Origin of the sequence: Colwellia psychrerythraea (genome assembly GCF_000764225.1) — a bacterium.
Taxonomy (GTDB): Bacteria; Pseudomonadota; Gammaproteobacteria; order Enterobacterales; family Alteromonadaceae; genus Colwellia; species Colwellia psychrerythraea_D.
Genome location: NZ_JQED01000055.1, coordinates 215,727 through 235,433 on the forward strand (window position 1 = coordinate 215,727; position 19,707 = coordinate 235,433).

12 protein-coding genes are annotated in these 19,707 nt (G+C 39.0%); 5 read left to right on the plus strand and 7 right to left on the minus strand.

Annotated features, from left to right (window positions below; translation table 11 throughout):
* The first annotated feature begins 86 nt into the window (after positions 1-86).
* Positions 87-1,109: a LacI family DNA-binding transcriptional regulator gene (locus tag ND2E_RS02785; protein WP_033095502.1), complete on the plus strand. Its 1,023-nt coding sequence runs from the start codon at positions 87-89 to the stop codon at positions 1,107-1,109.
* A 91-nt stretch (positions 1,110-1,200) separates the two neighbouring features.
* Here ND2E_RS02785 and ND2E_RS02780 read toward each other — a convergent pair whose 3' ends face one another.
* The 3 genes from ND2E_RS02780 to ND2E_RS02770 all read right to left on the minus strand — a co-directional run bounded on the left by ND2E_RS02780 (position 1,201) and on the right by ND2E_RS02770 (position 6,338).
* Positions 1,201-2,694, minus strand: coding sequence for an MFS transporter (locus ND2E_RS02780; RefSeq protein ID WP_052056953.1), 1,494 nt, complete (start codon positions 2,692-2,694; stop codon positions 1,201-1,203).
* A 237-nt stretch (positions 2,695-2,931) separates the two neighbouring features.
* Complete coding sequence (locus tag ND2E_RS02775; protein WP_033095503.1) at positions 2,932-3,951, minus strand: glucokinase; 1,020 nt, start codon at positions 3,949-3,951, stop codon at positions 2,932-2,934.
* A 113-nt stretch (positions 3,952-4,064) separates the two neighbouring features.
* The gene (locus ND2E_RS02770; RefSeq protein WP_033095504.1) at positions 4,065-6,338 is read right to left on the minus strand and encodes a TonB-dependent receptor; all 2,274 of its coding nucleotides are present in this window, start codon (positions 6,336-6,338) and stop codon (positions 4,065-4,067) included.
* A 193-nt stretch (positions 6,339-6,531) separates the two neighbouring features.
* Here ND2E_RS02770 and ND2E_RS02765 point away from each other — a divergent pair, with 193 nt between their 5' ends.
* Positions 6,532-7,551 (plus strand): LacI family DNA-binding transcriptional regulator, encoded by a 1,020-nt coding sequence (locus ND2E_RS02765; protein WP_033095505.1) that lies wholly within the window; start codon positions 6,532-6,534, stop codon positions 7,549-7,551.
* Here ND2E_RS02765 and pgmB read toward each other — a convergent pair.
* Together pgmB and ND2E_RS02755 are read right to left on the minus strand one after the other, a co-directional pair.
* Positions 7,537-8,205, minus strand: a complete 669-nt coding sequence (gene pgmB, locus ND2E_RS02760) for a beta-phosphoglucomutase (RefSeq protein WP_223303697.1) — start codon at positions 8,203-8,205, stop codon at positions 7,537-7,539. The genes ND2E_RS02765 and pgmB overlap by 15 nt on opposite strands.
* 28 nt (positions 8,206-8,233) lie before the next feature.
* On the minus strand, positions 8,234-10,603 hold the full coding sequence (locus tag ND2E_RS02755; RefSeq protein ID WP_033095506.1) for a glycoside hydrolase family 65 protein: 2,370 nt from the start codon (positions 10,601-10,603) through the stop codon (positions 8,234-8,236).
* Positions 10,604-10,810: 207 nt separating this feature from the next.
* On the opposite strand from ND2E_RS02755, the gene ND2E_RS02750 reads away from it, so the two are divergent.
* Complete coding sequence (locus ND2E_RS02750; RefSeq protein WP_033095507.1) at positions 10,811-12,058, plus strand: MFS transporter; 1,248 nt, start codon at positions 10,811-10,813, stop codon at positions 12,056-12,058.
* Between the two features lie 210 nt (positions 12,059-12,268).
* Here ND2E_RS02750 and ND2E_RS02745 read toward each other — a convergent pair whose 3' ends face one another.
* Both ND2E_RS02745 and ND2E_RS02740 read right to left on the minus strand, forming a co-directional pair.
* Positions 12,269-13,294: a glucokinase gene (locus tag ND2E_RS02745; protein WP_033095508.1), complete on the minus strand. Its 1,026-nt coding sequence runs from the start codon at positions 13,292-13,294 to the stop codon at positions 12,269-12,271.
* A gap of 3 nt (positions 13,295-13,297) precedes the next feature.
* Positions 13,298-15,844, minus strand: a complete 2,547-nt coding sequence (locus tag ND2E_RS02740; RefSeq protein ID WP_033095509.1) for a glycoside hydrolase family 31 protein — start codon at positions 15,842-15,844, stop codon at positions 13,298-13,300.
* Positions 15,845-16,124: 280 nt separating this feature from the next.
* Here ND2E_RS02740 and ND2E_RS02735 point away from each other — a divergent pair, with 280 nt between their 5' ends.
* Together ND2E_RS02735 and ND2E_RS02730 are read left to right on the plus strand one after the other, a co-directional pair.
* Complete coding sequence (locus ND2E_RS02735) at positions 16,125-17,753, plus strand: alpha-glucosidase family protein (RefSeq protein ID WP_033095510.1); 1,629 nt, start codon at positions 16,125-16,127, stop codon at positions 17,751-17,753.
* A 72-nt stretch (positions 17,754-17,825) separates the two neighbouring features.
* On the plus strand, positions 17,826-19,634 hold the full coding sequence (locus tag ND2E_RS02730; protein WP_033095511.1) for an alpha-amylase family glycosyl hydrolase: 1,809 nt from the start codon (positions 17,826-17,828) through the stop codon (positions 19,632-19,634).
* The last annotated feature ends 73 nt before the right edge of the window (positions 19,635-19,707 follow it).

Here is a 19,707-nt window from a genome sequence, read left to right on the forward strand (position 1 = left end):
CTTGCTGCTGTCTATACATAAGCCAGTTGCTAAGGTATATTCATACTAAGTTTTAATCTTGTTATTTTACTTTTTAAGTAGGTCACGTGAAAGAAAAGTCCACATCATTTGATATTGCATTCCGAGCTGGGGTGTCTCAATCTACTGTCTCAAGAGCGTTGCGAAATAGTCCGTTAGTGAACGAAGCCACACGAGAAAAAATTCAAGCTATTGCAAAAGAGCTAAATTATAAAGTGGATAAAAATGCCAGTAATTTACGTTCACAGCAAAGTGATACTATTGCTTTGCTGTTATTTGAAGACCCTACTAATGATGATTCCGCAATAAATCCTTTTTTCTTGTCAATGTTAGGAAGTATTACTCGAGCATGTTCGCAAAAAGGCTATGATCTTTTGGTCTCTTTTCAGCAAGCAAGTGATGACTGGCACGCTGACTTTGAAGATAGTAATAAAGCCGATGGTTTAATTTTACTGGGTTATGGTGACTATGTTGATTACGAAGAAAAGTTAGTTAAATTGCTGGAGCAAGGTACTCACTTTGTTCGTTGGGGCGCTGAAGTTAAAAATTTACCGCTTATTTCGGTAGGTTGTGATAACTATCAAGGTGGCAAGGAAATGACCGAGCACCTCATTAATAAAGGGCGTAAAAACATTGCCTTTCTAGGCAGTGCTTCGACTCATGCACCAGAATTTTTTGAACGTTATAAAGGTCATTGTCAATCTTTAGCTGACCATGATATTTCTGTAAATTCAGCATTGCAATTTAATGCGCTTTATACCGAAGAAGCTGGTTACCAAGCTGCGTGCCAATTGATATCAAGTGGTGAGTCCTTTGATGGTATTTGTGCCGCTTGCGATCTAATAGCTATAGGCGCTATGCGTGCATTACAAGAATGCAGTATCGACATTCCTGAGCAGGTTGCTTTGGTAGGGTTTGATGATATTGCTATTGCTAGTTTTACTTTCCCTGCACTAACAACAGTGAAGCAAGATACACAATTAGCGGGTGAGCTATTAGTCAGTACATTATTGGCCATGATTAGTGGTGAGGAAGCTAAAACGACCTTGATTCCGCCAGAATTAGTTATTCGAAAATCTTGTGGTAGTTAATAAATACTGCTTTTCTCAGGCAGTTTAGCGAGAAAAGCAGTATTAGGTAGGGCGCTTGTAAAAGTGCTAGGTTATCTCTTTGGAACGGCTATTAAACCGACATCGCTTTCTCTGTACCTATGGCTTGTTCGGTATCTTCTTTAACAAAGTACACCGCAATCGCGCCTAACATCATAGAAATACCGGCCAGCATGATGATGTAAATAGCTTGGTTATCGAATATAGCCGTTAAAATCCAACCAGCAAAAATGCCCGAGATTATCTGTGGAGCTGCGATGGTGAAATTAAATATCCCCATATATACGCCAGTTTGTTTCACCGGTAATGAGCCTGCCAAAATAGCGTAGGGCATAGCTAATATAGCAGCCCAAGCCATGCCAACACCTACCATAGGTAAAAATAGTGATACGGCACCTTGCGGCACTGAAATTTGCGTGATGCCTAAATTAACCAGTGTTAACTCGGGGTTATGCACTAACATGATACTTAAATAACCGATACCACCTGCCAGTAAAGAAAGTGAATAGGTTAATTTGCGGCCAATTTTATTGGCTACTTTTGCCATGAAAATTGAAGCAATGGCAGCAAATAAAGAATAAGCGGCAAAGATAATGCCTACCCAATCACCAGCAGTACCTTTAGCTTTAGCAATATGCTCTGGAATAGTGCCTACAGTCTCTAAATAGGTAGGGTCAAACCATTTTGCATCAATGCCCCAAATATGCTGAGCAATCGCTGGCATGGTGTAAACCCACATAATAAAAAGGGCGAACCAAGAGAAGAACTGTACTACAGCAAGCTGTTTCATGGTTGTAGGCATTGTTTTTACTAAAGAGAAAAATTCAGCTAACTTACTTCCTAGCGATTGAGTAGTTTTGTTATCGTCTAATTCAGCTAAGCCATTAGTACCGGGTTGGTACTCTTTGGTGCGTAATACTGTCCACAATACAGAGCCTAGCATGACTGTTGCGCCAATATAGAAAGCCCAAATAACAGAAGGGGCAACTTGACCAGTGCTAGCGGTATTTTCTAAGCCAATGACGTTGGTTAACACAAACGGTAATATTGAACCAAAAACAGCACCAATATTAATTAAAAAAGATTGTATAGAGTAACCAATATTACGTTGCTCAGCAGGTACCATATCAGAGACTAGCGCTCTAAATGGTTGAAAAGCTAAATTAAAAGAGGCATCCATTAACGCTAGCATCATAGCGCCAAAAAAGAGTGGAGTGATAAAACTTGTTAATGTTGCTGAATTTGGCATTAATAACATACCAACAGCGGCGGCAAAACCGCCTGCTAAAATGTAAGGATTACGACGGCCTAAACGATTCCAGGTTTTATCTGAAGCTGAGCCAACAATGGGTTGAATAATCAAACCCATAATGGGGGCAACTAACCAAAATAGAGATAGAGAATGTAAGTCGGCGCCTAAATCGGAAAGTATTCTACTGGCATTGGCATTTTGTAAGGCAAAGCCAAATTGTACACCTAAAAAACCAAAACTTACATTCCAAATTTGCCAAAAACTCAAACGTGGTTTCTGCTGCTTTTGTTGATTTTGATTACTCGTATCACTCATCTCGGGGCACTCTTATTGTTAGGTGTTGCGGTACTTGCCTTTAAAAAAGCACATTACTCTTGTGGGAAAATAGCAAGAATAATGTGCGATACCAATAAGGCATTAAACAAACGTGTATTGAATTACCTTTAAACGCTAGAGAGCGAAAAAACTAAAACAAGAATTTTAATATACGCATTTTAACGAGTCACCACTAGATGTTACATACGTATTCAGCACTGTATAGTTACTATAGCGCTACTTTTGCAGAACAAAAGCTGCAGCACCAAGCAATCCTGGTTGCTGTTCAGTAATCACATAGGTAGGGGCTTGCTTTGTAATAGATGATAGTCTTCCTTTAGTTTCAAAGCGCACTCTAAAGTCACTCTCCTTTAAATAATCAACAAAACGCGGCACTATACCACCCGCAATATAAACACCGCCTTGGCTATTCATTATTAAGGCAAGGTTACCGGCAAAGCTACCCAGCACATCACAAAAGAGCGTCAGGGTTTGCTGACAGACAGCACAAGTGGCATTCAGTGCTTTAGTGGTAATATCCTTCGCAGTAAGTTTATCTTCAATGGTGGTAATTTCTTTGCCATGATTAATAAATAATAAGGCCTGATAGATTTGCTCTAAGCCATAACCTGATAATAACTGCTCGTATGAAACACGCTTTTTAAACCCATGGATAAAGTTCATCACGTGTTGCTCTATTTCATTAACCGGAGCAAAATCAATATGGCCACCTTCACCGCTGATACAGTGCCATTGCTCATTGCCTGACATAGTTAATGGTACTAAGTTAGCAACGCCTAACCCTGTACCTGGGCCACAGACTGAAATAGGTTTATCGGCAATAGTTTCGCCGCCACCTACTTTAACTTTTTGCTGTTCGGACAATAGCGGAATGGCCATGGCTATTGCGGTGTAGTCATTGATAAAACGTAATGAGTGTAAATTTAACGCTTGCTTAAGTTCATTTTGCGAGAACTGCCAAGGTAAATTGGTCATGCTAATCAAGTCATTATCGACTGGGCAGGCAATAGCAAAACACGCATTAATCACCAAGCCATTGAGCTCTTTAGCAGCAATATAGTGGGCAATGACATCTGCTAAGCTGGGAAATTCTTTGCACTGATAGGTCTCAATAGCATGAATATCAATGTCACGAGTTTTCGTGCCGAACTTTGCCGTTGCTTGCGCTAAGCGAATATTGGTACCGCCAATATCAGCAATTAGGCTGACTAAAGTGCTTTTTTGTTCGATATTCATGAGTAAAGTTCGCCTGATTACTATCACATATCTCTTTATGTGATATTAAAATTAATTTTTCTCATTAAAAAAGGCTACCTACAGGTAGCCTTATTCATTCATTGGTCTACAGATTAGAAGCTATAACTAATGTTGAAATCTATTGAACGACCTAATATATAACGACCATTGTCCAGCGTACCAGAGACACCGCGCGGGTCACCTTCGGTTAAGCCTTCTTCATCTGTCAGATTATTTACCGCTAATTGCATTTTTACTTCGTCGTTAAGATTGAAAATTACACCAAGATCAATCTTTTGATAACTTTCTAGTATTAGTGCTTCTAGGTTATATTGTTCGCTGAAGCGATCATCTACAGCGGTAAGTGTACCGTACAAGGTTGCATACATACCATTTTCAAATTCTATGTCATAACTTGGGGTAATACGAACTTGATAACCTGGTAATCTTTGGGCTTCTTTACCAATCACATCAGGATCATCATGTGCAGTGACTTCTGTTTCTTGCAAGGTTGCATTTAAATTAACGGAGAAGCCAGTGTCGGTGTAGTAATTAAAATCAATTTCTACGCCGTACGCTTCGTTAGTAAATGCTACTGCTGCCTGCTCAGGACTTACGGCGAAAGTGGAATTTACTTCGTTGAAAAAACCGGTAGCGTAAAGCTCGAAGTTCTCACCTGAATGTTTATAACCTAATTCAAATTGTGAAACATCTTTAATTAAATCATCACCATTTTGATAAGAACTATAGTTCTCTCTGAAATCATCAAAGAATGGCATTTTGCTACCTTCACTAGCACGGAAAAATATGCCTTGTTTTTCTGCAAACATCCAGTTGATACCAGCAGTCCAAGCCGTACTTGACTCATCATAAGAGACGACTTTATTAATGATGCCGTCTAAACCTTCATCAATCGTATATTCAATTTCATGATTTTCACGGCGAAGTCCTGCATCGATAGTGACTGAATCAGTTATTTCATAAGATGAAGCTATGTAAAGTGCGGTAGTCCTACCATCACCAATACTATTGATATCGTAATTCCAAGTACAGCTGTCTGCATTGTCATTACAATCTATGCCGGTAAGGTTTTCGCCGCCTTGTGCTACAACATGATAAGACTGATTACCTATTGACCACCAATCTTTAGATGAAAAAGTCGAGTTATAAAATCCTGCGGTGACATTGCCTTTATCAAAGGTTTTGGTTAAGGCAAAGTCATTGGTGAATGCTTCAATTTCTTTTTTCACTACCCAACGGCCAATTTGTTGGACATCAGTATCACCTGAGTATTCAGTGCCCGTCACGGCGCCAAAAGCAGTGCTGCCGTTGTCAGCAACAGTTGATAATTTAACTGAACCGCCCTGTGGCACTAAGCCATAGGTATCAGCATTACCTGAAGTATAACTAAAACGATCAACCAATACCCAACCATTCGTGAGCTCTAGATCAATGCTACCGCCAGATACCGAGCCATCCCAGCCACGACCTTTACCAAAGTCAATGCTCTCAGTTGTGCCATCCGGACCATAGGCAATTTCGGCTTGACGGTTTAGCGTACCAATTTGAGTAAATTCATTATCCACCCCTGCAACATCTAATGGTGTTGGTAAATACCAGGTTCCGTGATCATCCGTTTGACGGGTATAGAAATTGATTTTACCGTTGTCTAGTTCTTTAGTGATGTTTACAGTAATTTGATTACCTTCTTCGGCATTAAATCCTGCATCACGAGCACCTGGTGAGCTTTTAATATAACCTCCAACCATAAAATATAAGTCATCAGCTATTTCACCACTGAGCACGGCATCTACACGTTGTAAACCATAGTCCGAGGTCGAATATTTGACCAAGCCTTCAGTATCTTCTGAACCTTCTTTTAATAAAAAGTTGGTGGTAAGGCCTGGTTGGCCGTTAGATATTACTGGGTTAGTACCACCGCGAAGTGCTTCCATAAATTCAACGGTTTCATCTAAACGGAACATTGATGAGTTTTCTAAGAAAGATAGTGTTGGTGGCGGAAAGATTGGTGCGCCTTCTAACTGAACTGTTAAAAAGGGTGCATCACCAGCGCCAGGGAAACCACGTACGAAAACATTAGCACCTGCAACACCACTAGAGCTTTCAGACCAAACACCAGGAATAGCTTTAAATAAATCGGCAGTACTTTTAGGCGCTAATTTTTTTATGTCGTCTTCAGAAAATGAACTAACAGCAAAACTTGCTTCTTCTTTAGCGACACTTTTACCGCTGAAAGTACCTGTTACAACTATTTTTTCAACGTCATCACTGCTTGCAGTAGGTTGTTCCTCAGCCCAGCTATTACTCGCATGGCAACTTAGTGCTATAGACAGTGCTAATGATGATAATTTAAATTTATTTGGCATGTTGTCTTCCTCTATCGCCAATATTAGCAAATGCTATATCGGCTGTTAATTATAATGATATTTTGTATGTTTTTTCTTCCCTGAAATTAATATAGATATTAATGCAATCGATTGCAAGTTGTTTTTGCAATCGATTGTATTATTGCTATTTGAATAGATTACTTCGTACGTAAATTATGTAATAATCAATGACATGAATAAAAAAAATTTAATGACACTAGCGGACATCGCTAAATTAGCTAATGTATCTACATCAACGGCGTCTCGAGCACTAAGAAATAATCCTGTTATTAAACAGGCCACTAGAGACTTAGTTCAAGGGCTGGCTAAAGAACATAACTTCAAAGTTAATGTCACTGCGAGTAAGCTGCGCACGCAAAAGACGAATACGATTGCTGTGGTTGTTATGTTAGAGCGTAAATCTGGACAAGTTATCTCTGATCCATTTTTAATGGAAATATTAGGCACTATCGCCGATGAGTTAACCAAGTTCGGTTATGATATGTTACTTACTACAACTAAAACTGCTACGCATGATTGGTATAGTTATTACTATGAATCCAAACGTGCAGATGGATTAATTATTATTGGTCAAGGCGAGCATGACCAACGGGTTGAGTCGTTAGCAAGTACTAAGTTACCGTTTGTTGTTTGGGGTACTGAAATTCATGAGAATAGCTATACCACTATAGGAAGCGATAATAGAAAAGGTGGCTTTCTTGCGGTACAACATTTGATTCAACAGGGCTGCAAACGTATTGCCTTTCTTGGTGATATTAATCATAACGAAGTAGAGCAGCGCTGGTTAGGTTATCAAGACGCACTAAAAGAAGCTAATCTGCCGATAGAACATGGGCTGCAAATTAAAACAGATTTCACTTCTAATGATGGTTACTCAAAACTTCGCGATCACTTACTAATAGAAGATCAAGGTATTGATGGTATTTTTGCGGTGAGTGATGCCATTGCGCTTGGGGCAAGTAAGTATCTGTTTGAGCAAAAAATTGAGGTGCCCCAAAAAATAGCTATTATTGGCTTTGATGATATAGCCATGTCAGAGTTTTGCTCGCCATCTTTATCAACTATTAAGCAAAATACTGCTGCGGGTGGTCGACTCTTGGTTAAGATCCTTTTAAATAAAATTAACCAACAGCCCGTTAAGTCGCAGTTATTAGATGTAGAAGTCGTGCAAAGGCAATCAAGTCGCCGATAATAAGAATGCCGTTTCGACTTGGTTAAAATCAAACTCACTCATGCTAGGGAAAACTAGATCTGCTTGCGTGAGTATTTGATTATCACCTATGCCTACAGCAAACATATTGGCTGATTTTATGGCGCGAACACCCGCAACAGCATCTTCCACTCCGATACAGTTTTTTGGTAATACGTTCAGCCCATGTGCTACTGAAAGAAAAATATCAGGTGCCGGTTTACTGTTAGCGACTGAGGCGGCATCCCCAATGAAATCAAATAAGTGCTCAATGCCGAGTTTACTAATAACTAAGCTCGCATTTTTACTAGCAGAGGCTAAGCCAATTTTAACGTTAGACTTTTTTAATGCAGCAAAGCAGCTTAGTACTCCATCAAACAAATGACTTGGGTTAACCTCGTTGATTAGGGTTAGATATTGATCATTTTTTTCTTTGAGTAATTGTTCAAACTTTGCTGTGCCAACAGCTAAATTACCCTTAGCTAAAATGTATTTTAAAGAATTTTCACGATCGACACCTTTAAGCTTTTCATTGTCCTCTTTATCAAAGGTAATGTTGAGTTTATTAGCGATAGCTTGCCATGCTATAAAGTGTAATTCAGCGGTATCAGTTAACACACCGTCTAAGTCAAATATTACTGCGTCTGTTGTCATCATTTAGTTCTCCACCAGTCTACTTTTTCGATTAATCTTCATCAATTGCAATTTGCAAGGTTGGCTCTAGTTCAGTGAGTAAATATTCTTGTTGGTAATGTTTTAAAGAAAACTGTTTACCAGACAATAGCTGGTAAGTTATTTGCCCACGAGATAATGTTAATTGAACTTGGCAACCCAATAGCTTTAATTTAAAGCGTAAACCTTGCCATTGCTTTGGTAAATTAGGCTGAAAACTTGCGTAATTATCTCTGATGCGTAAGCCGGCAAAACCTTGTGTAATACACATCCAAGAACCAGACATAGCGGCTGTATGCACACCATAATGGCTATTGTTATGTAAATTATTTAAATCCGTTAAAACGGTATTATCAAAGTAATCAAAGGCAGCCTGATGATTGCCTGTTTCACTGTAAGCTAAGCTATGGGTGCACGCAGATAAGGTTGAGTCATGAGTGGTAATCGGTTCGTAAAAAGCCAAGTTATTTCGCTTTAAATGGATATCGACTTCATCATCTTGCAAAAAGTTGGCAAGGATCACATCCGCTTGTTTCAATACTTGATGACGATAAATAACGAGTGGATGAAAGTTTAATAACAGCGGGTATTTATCTTTTGGCGTACCGTGAAAGTCCCAAGGTTTCTTATCCAAAAAACTATCATCTTGTGGGCTAATATTTTTCTCTGCTTGGTGCGGAAGATACATCTTGTCTACAATTTCTTGCCAAACATTCAGCTCTTCAACAGAAAGCTTTAGTTTAGTTAATAGCAGCTTGCATCGACTCTCATCGTTAGCCCTCAACTTATCTATGAGTTCAATTGCAAAAGATAAGTGGATTTTTGCCATTGAGTTAGTGTAATAATTGTTATTGACCAATGCGGTATATTCATCTGGCCCAGTAACAGTATCAATGCAAAATTGGTTATCGTTATTCTTGTTAAAATGCCCTAATGAGGGCCATAATCGTGCTGTTTCAATAACAAGTTCAGCACCCTCATCCCAAATGAATTGCCAATCATCACTTGCTTTAAAATATTGTCTCACGGCATAGGCTATTGCTGCATTGATATGGTATTGCGCTGTTCCGGCAGGGAAAAAAGATGAACATTCTTCACCACTAATCGTACGCCAAGGAAATAAGGCACCTTGTTGATGACCCATTTCTGTTGCCCGGCTCTTTGCTTTTGCTAAACCATTAAAGCGATAGCTTAACAGGCTCTTTGCTACGTTTGGTTGAGTGTAGATGAAGTAAGGGATAATGTAGATCTCTGAATCCCAAAAGTAATGACCGTCATAACCTGGGCCAGTTAACCCTTTAGCAGCTATATTTCTTTGGCCATCTTTTCCTGCGGACATGGTTAAATGCAACATATTCAGCCTAATAGCTAATTGATGCTGGTCATTTCCTTCTATAGTTACATCACTATCTTGCCAAAACTTATTCATTAGTTGTTGGTGTAATTGTAAGTTTTCTTGGTAACCCAGGTTTTTAACACATAAAAGCTCTTCACGTGCTTGCGTGATTAATGCTTGCTCACATACTTGCGCGTGTTGTTGTGGATTAGCACTTGTTAATGTTTGCGGGCAAAGATATAAGCTGTATTTAGTGAAGGTAACTCTTTTGTCAGCCAGCGCTACTTCAAATTGCTCAGTCAATGTATTTTTACTGTATGAACTGGTATTCATGTAGTTACTGTGCTGCTCAAACTGGTGACTTGTTGCAACAATCATCAAGCTTTTAGGAGCAGATAGTTGATGCATTAAGAAGGAATATTCTGGTGTTGATAGTGACTCTACACACTTCAGTTTATCTAGTATTGATAAATTACCTATTCTAGGGTCATTGCCATTTTGATTCGTCGAATCACTTGCTTTAATCGAAGAGGTTATACGTAATTTACCCGTAAAATTTACCGCCTCTATTTGATAGTGATTTATCATCGTATTTTGCTGATGTTGACAGACTAATCGAGTGATATGCAGTACAATTTTTTTCCCTGAATCTGTGTGAAGTTGAATTACTTCATGGTAAGTGGCTTGGTGTAAGTTGATATGCCTCTTACCAAGGTTATAAGGCTTGAAGATTTCATTTTCTGACGATATTTTAATGGTTTTAGTGTTAAAAGCTTGCATCATCTTATTATTGAATTGTGCAAAACCATAAGCCGATTCATCATATTCAATGGTCTCTCTACTATAAGAGCCATTGATATAAGTACCTTCACACTCTGGCTGAGTGAGATCACTTTCATAACCACTAGTGCCTCGCGTACCTAAAGTACCATTACCTAATGAAAATAATGTTTCAATAACACCCTCTGAAAGGTGTGTTAGCTGATCTTGCGATAAAATCCACTGTTTTTCTTCGTCTGTAGCTAGGTAGTTATTTAAAGTTTTCACACGGTAACCTTATTTAATTGTTCTCTTCTGTTATTAATAATACAAGGTTATTAAAATTATGCAATCGTTTGCAAAATAATATTTTTAAAGCTACTATTATTCAATGTTACTCATTATGCAATCGATAGTGTTTACTGTTGTAGTGCGTAAATAATTCGTTAATTATTATTAACTATGTTTATATGAAGTATATATTCGGGGAGTGTTATGAAAAACTGGCGTATTAAATTATCTTTGTTACTCACTTATTTTGTTTTTGCTATTTTGCTTAACAGTGTGGGTGTTGTGATTTTACAAGTTATTAATAACTTTGATATTAGTAAGCCTTCAGCCAGCATATTAGAAGGCTTTAAAGACTTACCCATTGCCTTGGTTTCTTTTTTAGTCGCTTCGTATTTACCTCGTTTTGGCTATCGAAAAGCAATTTTGATCGGGCTGACTCTTGTGACTATTGCTTGTTTAATTATGCCGCAGCTGCCTAGTTTTGCCATGAGTAAAGTATTATTTTTGTCCGTTGGTATTGGTTTTGCGTTAGTCAAAGTGTCTGTTTATTCAACCGTGGGTTTGATCACTCATAATCGTCAAGAACATGCCTCATTTCTCAACATTATTGAGGGATTCTTTATGGTTGGAGTCTTATCTGGTTATTGGATCTTTGGCTTTTTTATCACTCCAGATGAACCCAAATCCCTTGATTGGTTTGAGGTCTATTATTGGTTGGCATTATTATGCACAATAAATATTTTATTGTTATTATCAACACCTTTTGAACAGGTTGATGCAACTGAAAACAAAGGGACAGCGTTTGACGAATTTGTTGCTATGATAAAACTAGTAAAAATACCCATGGTATACGTATTTGTCATCTCAGCTTTTTTATATGTTCTTATTGAACAAGGTATTGGTACTTGGTTACCCACATTTAATAATGAGGTACTTCACTTACCGACGGATATTAGTGTGCAGGTTACCAGTATTTTTGCTGCATGTTTAGCTATCGGTCGGTTAGGAGCGGGTGCAATACTAAGGCGTATTAATTGGTATGTATTACTGAATGCTTGTTTGTTGGGCATGGCCATCTTAATCTTATTGACACTACCGTTGACAAAAGACCTTGTGGTGAATGCCAATGTTGATTGGCATAATTTACCTTTAGCGGCTTGGTTATTTCCTTTTATTGGGCTTTTTATGGCGCCCATTTACCCGGCAATAAATTCTGTAATTTTAAGTGCGTTACCACAAAGAAGACATGCCGCAATGACAGGGTTAATTGTACTATTCTCGGCACTAGGAGGGACGACGGGCTCTATGATTACAGGCGTTGTTTTTTCGGCTTTTGATGGGCAAACAGCGTTTTATTTTACTTTATTACCGATTGTGGTTATTGCACTGATGTTAGCGCTATTGAAGTCTCATGTGGAGTCGAATGAACTCACGAATGCAGTGAAAGTATAATTAGGAGGAAGGTATACTAAGTTTTGAATTGGTATGAGTGCTATTCGTTTGTAAGGTCTACTCAATCGTTTTGAAGTGTTGCTGGATAGTACTGAATAATGTCTTGTGCTCATTGCAAGGAAATAAGGGAAAAACTGATAGGTCTAGATTAAGAAATAATAAAAACAAGGCAGGCTTGACTTTATTATCTCTTAATCAAATTTAAGCTTATTATAACAAGCATGCTGCAGCGCCGAGCAATCCTGGTTGCTGTTCAGTAATCACATAGGTAGGGGCTTGCTTTGTAATAGATGATAGTCTTCCTTTAGTTTCAAAGCGCACTCTAAAGTCACTCTCCTTTAAATAATCAACAAAACGCGGCACTATACCACCCGCAATATAAACACCGCCTTGGCTATTCATTATTAAGGCAAGGTTACCGGCAAAGCTACCCAGCACATCACAAAAGAGCGTCAGGGTTTGCTGACAGACAGCACAAGTGGCATTCAGTGCTTTAGTGGTAATATCCTTCGCAGTAAGTTTATCTTCAATGGTGGTAATTTCTTTGCCATGATTAATAAATAATAAGGCCTGATAGATTTGCTCTAAGCCATAACCTGATAATAACTGCTCGTATGAAACACGCTTTTTAAACCCATGGATAAAGTTCATCACGTGTTGCTCTATTTCATTAACCGGAGCAAAATCAATATGGCCACCTTCACCGCTGATACAGTGCCATTGCTCATTGCCTGACATAGTTAATGGTACTAAGTTAGCAACGCCTAACCCTGTACCTGGGCCACAGACTGAAATAGGTTTATCGGCAATAGTTTCGCCGCCACCTACTTTAACTTTTTGCTGTTCGGACAATAGCGGAATGGCCATGGCTATTGCGGTGTAGTCATTGATAAAACGTAATGAGTGTAAATTTAACGCTTGCTTAAGTTCATTTTGCGAGAACTGCCAAGGTAAATTGGTCATGCTAATCAAGTCATTATCGACTGGGCAGGCAATAGCAAAACACGCATTAATCACCAAGCCATTGAGCTCTTTAGCAGCAATATAATGGGCAACCACATCCGCTAAGCTGGGAAACTCTTTGCACTGATAGGTCTCAATAGCATGAATATCAATGTCACGAGTTTTCGTGCCGAACTTTGCCGTTGCTTGCGCTAAGCGAATATTGGTACCGCCAATATCGGCAATTAGATTGATATTGGCGTGTTCTTTGGTGTGAAATAAATTTGTATTCATGACTTATTGTATCGTTAAGGTTATAGGTTGATGCTGCCAAGCAAAAGTGACGGTTAAGGTATTGCTTTTCTCTTGCCAAAGACCAGTTTTTATTACTTTATTGTTCAATTTGATCTTGCTTGGGGCTTGCGTGATATTATGAATAACGACAGTCATGTTACGCTCTTTAGGCATGCCGCTATAACCTTTTCCTTTGCGGATAAGGCTTATGCTCAACTGTTGCTGCTGTTGATTAGCTGAAAATTGTAGTAACTCAAATAAACCTTTTTCAATCGCTTGATAAGTTTTGCCATCATCTTCATACATCTCATAGTCAGCGGTAGCGACTGAATCATCTGCATAATAATGTAAGGTTAATTTACTGGCGTCATAATCCTGTGTTGATTGAATATCATCATTCATGGGAATAAAGGCACCGGCGCGCACTAGTACTGGCAGTCTCTCTAAAGAGGTTGGTAAATTGATGGTTTGATTGCCCTGATATTTTTTACTTGGCTCATTCTTATTAGCAAAATAATCAAACCAAACGCCAACAGGTAAATCTATTGCGACAGAGCTGACATCAGCTGAAACAACAGGTGTTACTAGAAAAGCATCACCCCACAAGTAACTGCTCGCGTTATCAAATGCAGTTAAGTTAGCCTTATTTTCTAGCTTGTCTTTAACTGCTTGGGCAGAACTCTCTTCAAACTGTTGCTCAAAAAAGAGCGGACGCATTAACGGCATGCCAGTAGTACTATTTTGATAGGCTAGGGTGTAGTTGTATGGCAGCAGGTTATATCTTAATTTTATGTACTCTCGTAAAATATCTTGCGTGCGTTTGTCATGAAATACCACTTCAGGCGCAATGTTATCTTGGGCGTGTGGACGGTAAATAGGTTGGAAAACACCATATTGCAACCAACGGATATACATTTCTTGGTCAAACTTCTCGCCGCCGGCAAAACCACCTAAATCAGAGTGAGTATAAGCCATGCCTAATACACTCATTTGCAAGCTCAACTCAACTTGCGGTTTTAAGCCACCCCAAGAGCGACTAACGTCACCTGTCCACGGGATCATGCCATAACGCTGTGAACCAGCAAAACCTGAACGCATTAGAATAAATGGTCGCTGATCAGGGCTCATGGTAAGTTGATTCTCAAAAACCATTTTTGCCCATTGATGACCATACACATTATGTATGGCGTCAGCATTAACGACACTGCCATCGCTAAGAGTATGTAAGGTATCGCTAGGATGAACTTCTGGCTCACCTAAATCACCCCACCAACCAGCTACACCTTGCTGATAAAGTTTTCGGTAAATATTGTTAAACCATTGCTGACCTTTGTTATTAAAGACGTCAACTAAACCGGTATTACCAAAGTAAAAGTCGAATTGCTTAGCTTTACCTTGTGCATCTTTAGCTAATGCCTGGGATTCAACAGCATCTTGCCACTTGCCAGAAGTACTTAGCACAAAGGGTTCAGTGATCAAAATAGTGTTTACGCCTTGCTCTTTAATATCACTTATCATTTTTTCAGGCTCAGGGAAGGCATTTTTATCCCAAGCCAGATTGCCCATATGACCTTTAATATCTTTACCAAACCAATATAAATCTAGAATTAACGCATCAAGGGGGAAATCTAAATCGATAAATTTATTGACCGTATTTCGTACTTCGGCTTCTGAGCGATAGCCAAAACGTGAAGCATAGTTACCTAAAGACCAACGTGGAGGTAGCGGTTGTTTACCGGTAACATCAACATAGTTGTTGAGCAGCTTAGGGTAAGTGTCAGCAGAAAAAACAATATAAGCCATACGACCGGCAATGGCAGAAAACTCAAGAGTATTCTTTTCTTTTTTCGCTAAATCCATATAGCCCTTGGCTGAGTTATCAAATAGCACAATATATTTATTACTCGACATTACTGCGGGTATTGAGAAATTCATTTGTTCTGACTGTGTGGTATAGCCGTAATGCGCTCGGTTATATAAAGGGAAACTATGACCGCGTCTATCCATTCCCAATACACGTTCACCGCCGCCGAGCAGCTTTTCAGTATCATTTAAGTGAAAGCGAAACCCTTGAACGGCTATTTTTTCAGCTTCTTCAACGAAGGTATCGCGAAAGAAACCTTGTTGTTCGGCGATAAGTAATGTGTCTTCCTGCTGCTTATTTTTCTGGTAATAACTAATAGCAAAGGGCGTTTTTTTGATCACCGCGCTCAGCTTATTTACGGTTAAGGTCAGCTGATCCTTATCTTCTTTTATAACAAACTTACTATTATGGGCATTTTCTTTAATAGCGAAAGAGGGCAGGTGACTCGCCGGCAGCTTGTCCTCAAGGTTTTGGTAATGTACCGCTATGGCACTTTCACCGTAAGCACTCAAGGTGACTGTTACTGAGTCTGTGGTGATAACGACACTATCATCCGCTAATTTATGATTGAGGTAATTCCCCGAACTTGCCAATGTCGGCGTAGATATAACCAAGCAAGTTAATAAGGCAATGACTAAACAAGTTAATGAATGAATGGTGAAGTATTTCAATGTGAATAAACGCAAAACAATACCCTTAAGGTTGAGGGGAATACGAGAGTGCTAACGATAATAACCCTAGTCTACCGCAGGCAGCATCTTGAATACGTATGCAAGCTGGTATAAGTATTCCATAAGTATTACATACGTATGCAATTTAAGGGATTTGTTATACATACGTATGCAAAGCCTTTCAGCTAACTTTTTATTTGCGTATTCTTATTTGAAAGAATTATTAAATGCTTGAATCACGACTGTTGATAATAACTATTACCAGTTGAACAAGTATCAGTGTTGGGGTTTTCAAATGAATGAACAAATGTGGTGGCGTGGCGCGGTAATTTATCAAATTTATCCACGTAGCTTCTATGATGCTAATCAGGATGGTATTGGCGATTTACCTGGAATCATTAGCAAGTTAGATTATATTGCTAGTCTAGGGGTTGATGCTATTTGGATCTCTCCTTTTTTCAAGTCCCCAATGAAAGACTTTGGCTATGATATTAGTGACTACCGTGAAATAGATCCTATTTTTGGTACGCTGGCTGACTTTGATGAACTTGTTATTAAAGCACATGCGCTTGGTATTAAAATTATGATTGATCAGGTGCTTAGCCATACCTCTGATCAACATCAATGGTTTATTGATTCACGTGAAGACCAAACTAACGACAAAGCGGATTGGTATGTCTGGAGTGATGCCAAAGATGATGGCACTGCACCTAACAATTGGTTATCAATCTTTGGTGGAACAGGCTGGACTTGGGAGCCAAGACGTCAACAATACTACCTACATAACTTTTTAACGAGTCAGCCAGATTTAAATTTCCATAACCCTGATGTACGTCAAGCGGTATTAGACAATATTGAATTTTGGCTGAAACGCGGCGTTGATGGCTTCCGCCTTGATGCGATTAACTTTTGTTATCATGATGCCCAGTTGCGTGATAACCCTGCAAAAGCTAAGGAATTAAGAACAAGCATTGGCTTTGATGAGAAAAACCCATACGCGTACCAATATCATTATTTCAATAATACCCAAGATGAAAATTTAGGTTTTATGGAAGATATTAGAAGTTTACTCAATCAGTACCCAGGTACGGTTGCTTTAGGTGAAATATCTTCAGAAGATTCATTAAAAACTATGGCTGAATATACCCAAGGCGAACATCGTTTGCATATGGGGTACAGCTTTGATTTATTGACGGATAATTTTAGCGCTAGTTATATTAAGCAAGTAGTACAAAACCTTGAGTCCCGTGTGTTAGATGGTTGGCCATGTTGGTCTATTTCAAATCACGATGTCGAGCGAGTTGTCAGTAGATGGGGCGGTTTTAATAGTAAGGATTTTGCTAAAATGCTTTTCGCGATGATTTCATCATTACGAGGCAGTGTTTGTAGTTACCAAGGGGAAGAGTTAGGTTTAACAGAAGCTGATATTGCCTTTGAAGATATTCAAGACCCTTATGGCATCACTTTTTGGCCGCAGTTTAAAGGTCGAGATGGTTGTAGAACACCGCATCCCTGGCAACATAATGCAATCAATGCAGGCTTTAGTAAAGGCAAACCGTGGTTACCGGTATCTAATGAACATTTTGCTGACTCAGTCGATGTACAAGATGAAACGGTTGATTCTGTGCTAAATAGCTATCGTCACTTTAACCGTTGGCGCAAAGAGCAACCAGCATTGCGCTACGGTGACATTAACTTTATTGATACCGCTGAACCACTATTAACTTTTGTTCGTCAATATGAAGGTGAGCAGCTATTAGTATGCTTTAACTTTAGTGATCAAAAGCAAACTGTGGCTTTATCTTCACTTACTCAGCACAGTGATAACATCACTGAGTTATCAGGTCATAAGTTAGTGAGCGCAACAATTGCTGATGGTACATTACAATTACCACCATTCGGTTGTTTTTATGGCAAGCTTTAATAGCTTGCTTAGTCAGTTACTTAGTTAGATATGTCAGTAAGTCAATACGGTAAACGTAATAAGAGAATCTCTATGAATTTTATCAGGAAATGTTCGGTATTCGCCGCTATCGGTTTGGCATGTGTTACCTCTCAATTAAGTCAAGCTTCTGAGGTTAAGTTAGCAGAAAAGTTAACGGCAAAGGCTGCAAGTTTAGCACCTTATCAGCAACGAGAATTTCAAGATGAGGTCTTTTACTTTGTTTTACCTGACCGTTTTTACAATGCCGATACTAGCAATGATTTAGGCGCTGCCAAGGGGGATAAAAAGCGTGCAGTATCTCGTGGTGGTTTAGATAAAACACATAAAGGTATGTATCACGGCGGTGATTTAGCTGGCTTAACTGAAAAATTACCGTACCTTGATAATATGGGCGTCAGTGCCATTTGGTTAACGCCGATATTACGTAATCGTGCTATGCAAGCAGGAACTTCGGGTTATCACGGTTATTGGATATTAGACTTTACCGAAATCGACCCGCATTTGGGCAGTAACGCTGAACTGAAAAACTTCATCAACCAAGCTCATAAACGTAATATAAAAGTATTTTTTGATATTATTACTAACCATACCGCTGATGTGATCAAGACCAAAGAGTGTCATGGGGAAGACGGTTTGGGTTGGATAGTTGATGTGACAAAAGGCAATGGTTGTCCATTTATTTCAATGGCACAAATCGCTCAAGGCAAGCATTACAGTCCACTCATTCCTACAGGTGAAGAAGCCCTAAAGTATCCTGCATGGCTTAATGATATCGATGTTTATCACAACCAAGGTGATTCATTTTGGCGAGGAGAGAGCTCGGTGCGCGGTGATTTTGCTGGTCTGGATGACTTATATACCCAAAAATCGAGTGTTGTGAATGGCATGATTGCTATTTACCAGGACATTATTGATGAGTTCAAACCTGATGGTTTTCGTATTGATACTGTTAAACATGTCAATATAGAGTTTTGGCAGCAATTCTCTCCAGCCCTATTGCACCATGCTAAATCACAAGGCATTGATAACTTTTTTATGTTTGGTGAAGTTTATAGTTTTGAACCCGAATTATTAAGCCGCTTTACCACGGAGGCAAAAATCCCTTCAGTATTAGATTTTGCTTTTCAAGGCGTGATGACTAAAGCCTTGGTTGAACAGCAGGGAACTGATGTATTGGCACAACTTTTCGCTAAAGATCATTTTTATAATACTGAGCATAAATATATTAGTAATACTAATGCGAATCAACTTGTGAACTTTACCGGTAATCATGACATGGGTCGCTTTGCTTATGCTCTGAAACAAAGTCCTCATAACTATAGTGAACAAGCACAAATTCAGCGTAATTTATTGGCGCACGCTATGATGTTCTTTAGTCGTGGTGTACCGGTCATTTACTATGGCGATGAACAAGGCTTTGTTGGTGATGGTGGTGATCAAGCTTCACGACAAGATATGATGCCTTCATTCGTTGCTAGCTATAATGACGATGATTTATTGGCAACAAGTAAGACTACAGCCGATGATAACTTTGATACAAATCACCTTTTTTATCAAAGTTTTGCTAAATACTCTCAGTTATATCAGCAATATCCAGCGTTACGTTTTGGTGAGCAGGCCGTGGTATATTCCCAAAATGAAGCGGGTATTTTTGCCATTACACGTCAATTGAAAGCAACAACTAAAGCTAAGGCGCAAAATCTATTGGTTGTCTTTAATACAGCAAAAAATGCGCAAAGTTTGAAACTGGTATTAGAGAAAACTGGCGTTAAAGAAACCACCTTGCTTTATCGTTCAATGGAATCTGGAAAGGTTGGTGAAATAGCGCCACTGAGTTTTGCCATTTATCAATTGAATTAGCTATGTAGTCGTGATGTAAGTCTACTTATTCCTATTATTTGTTAGCGTACAAGTAATAGGAATATATTATCTA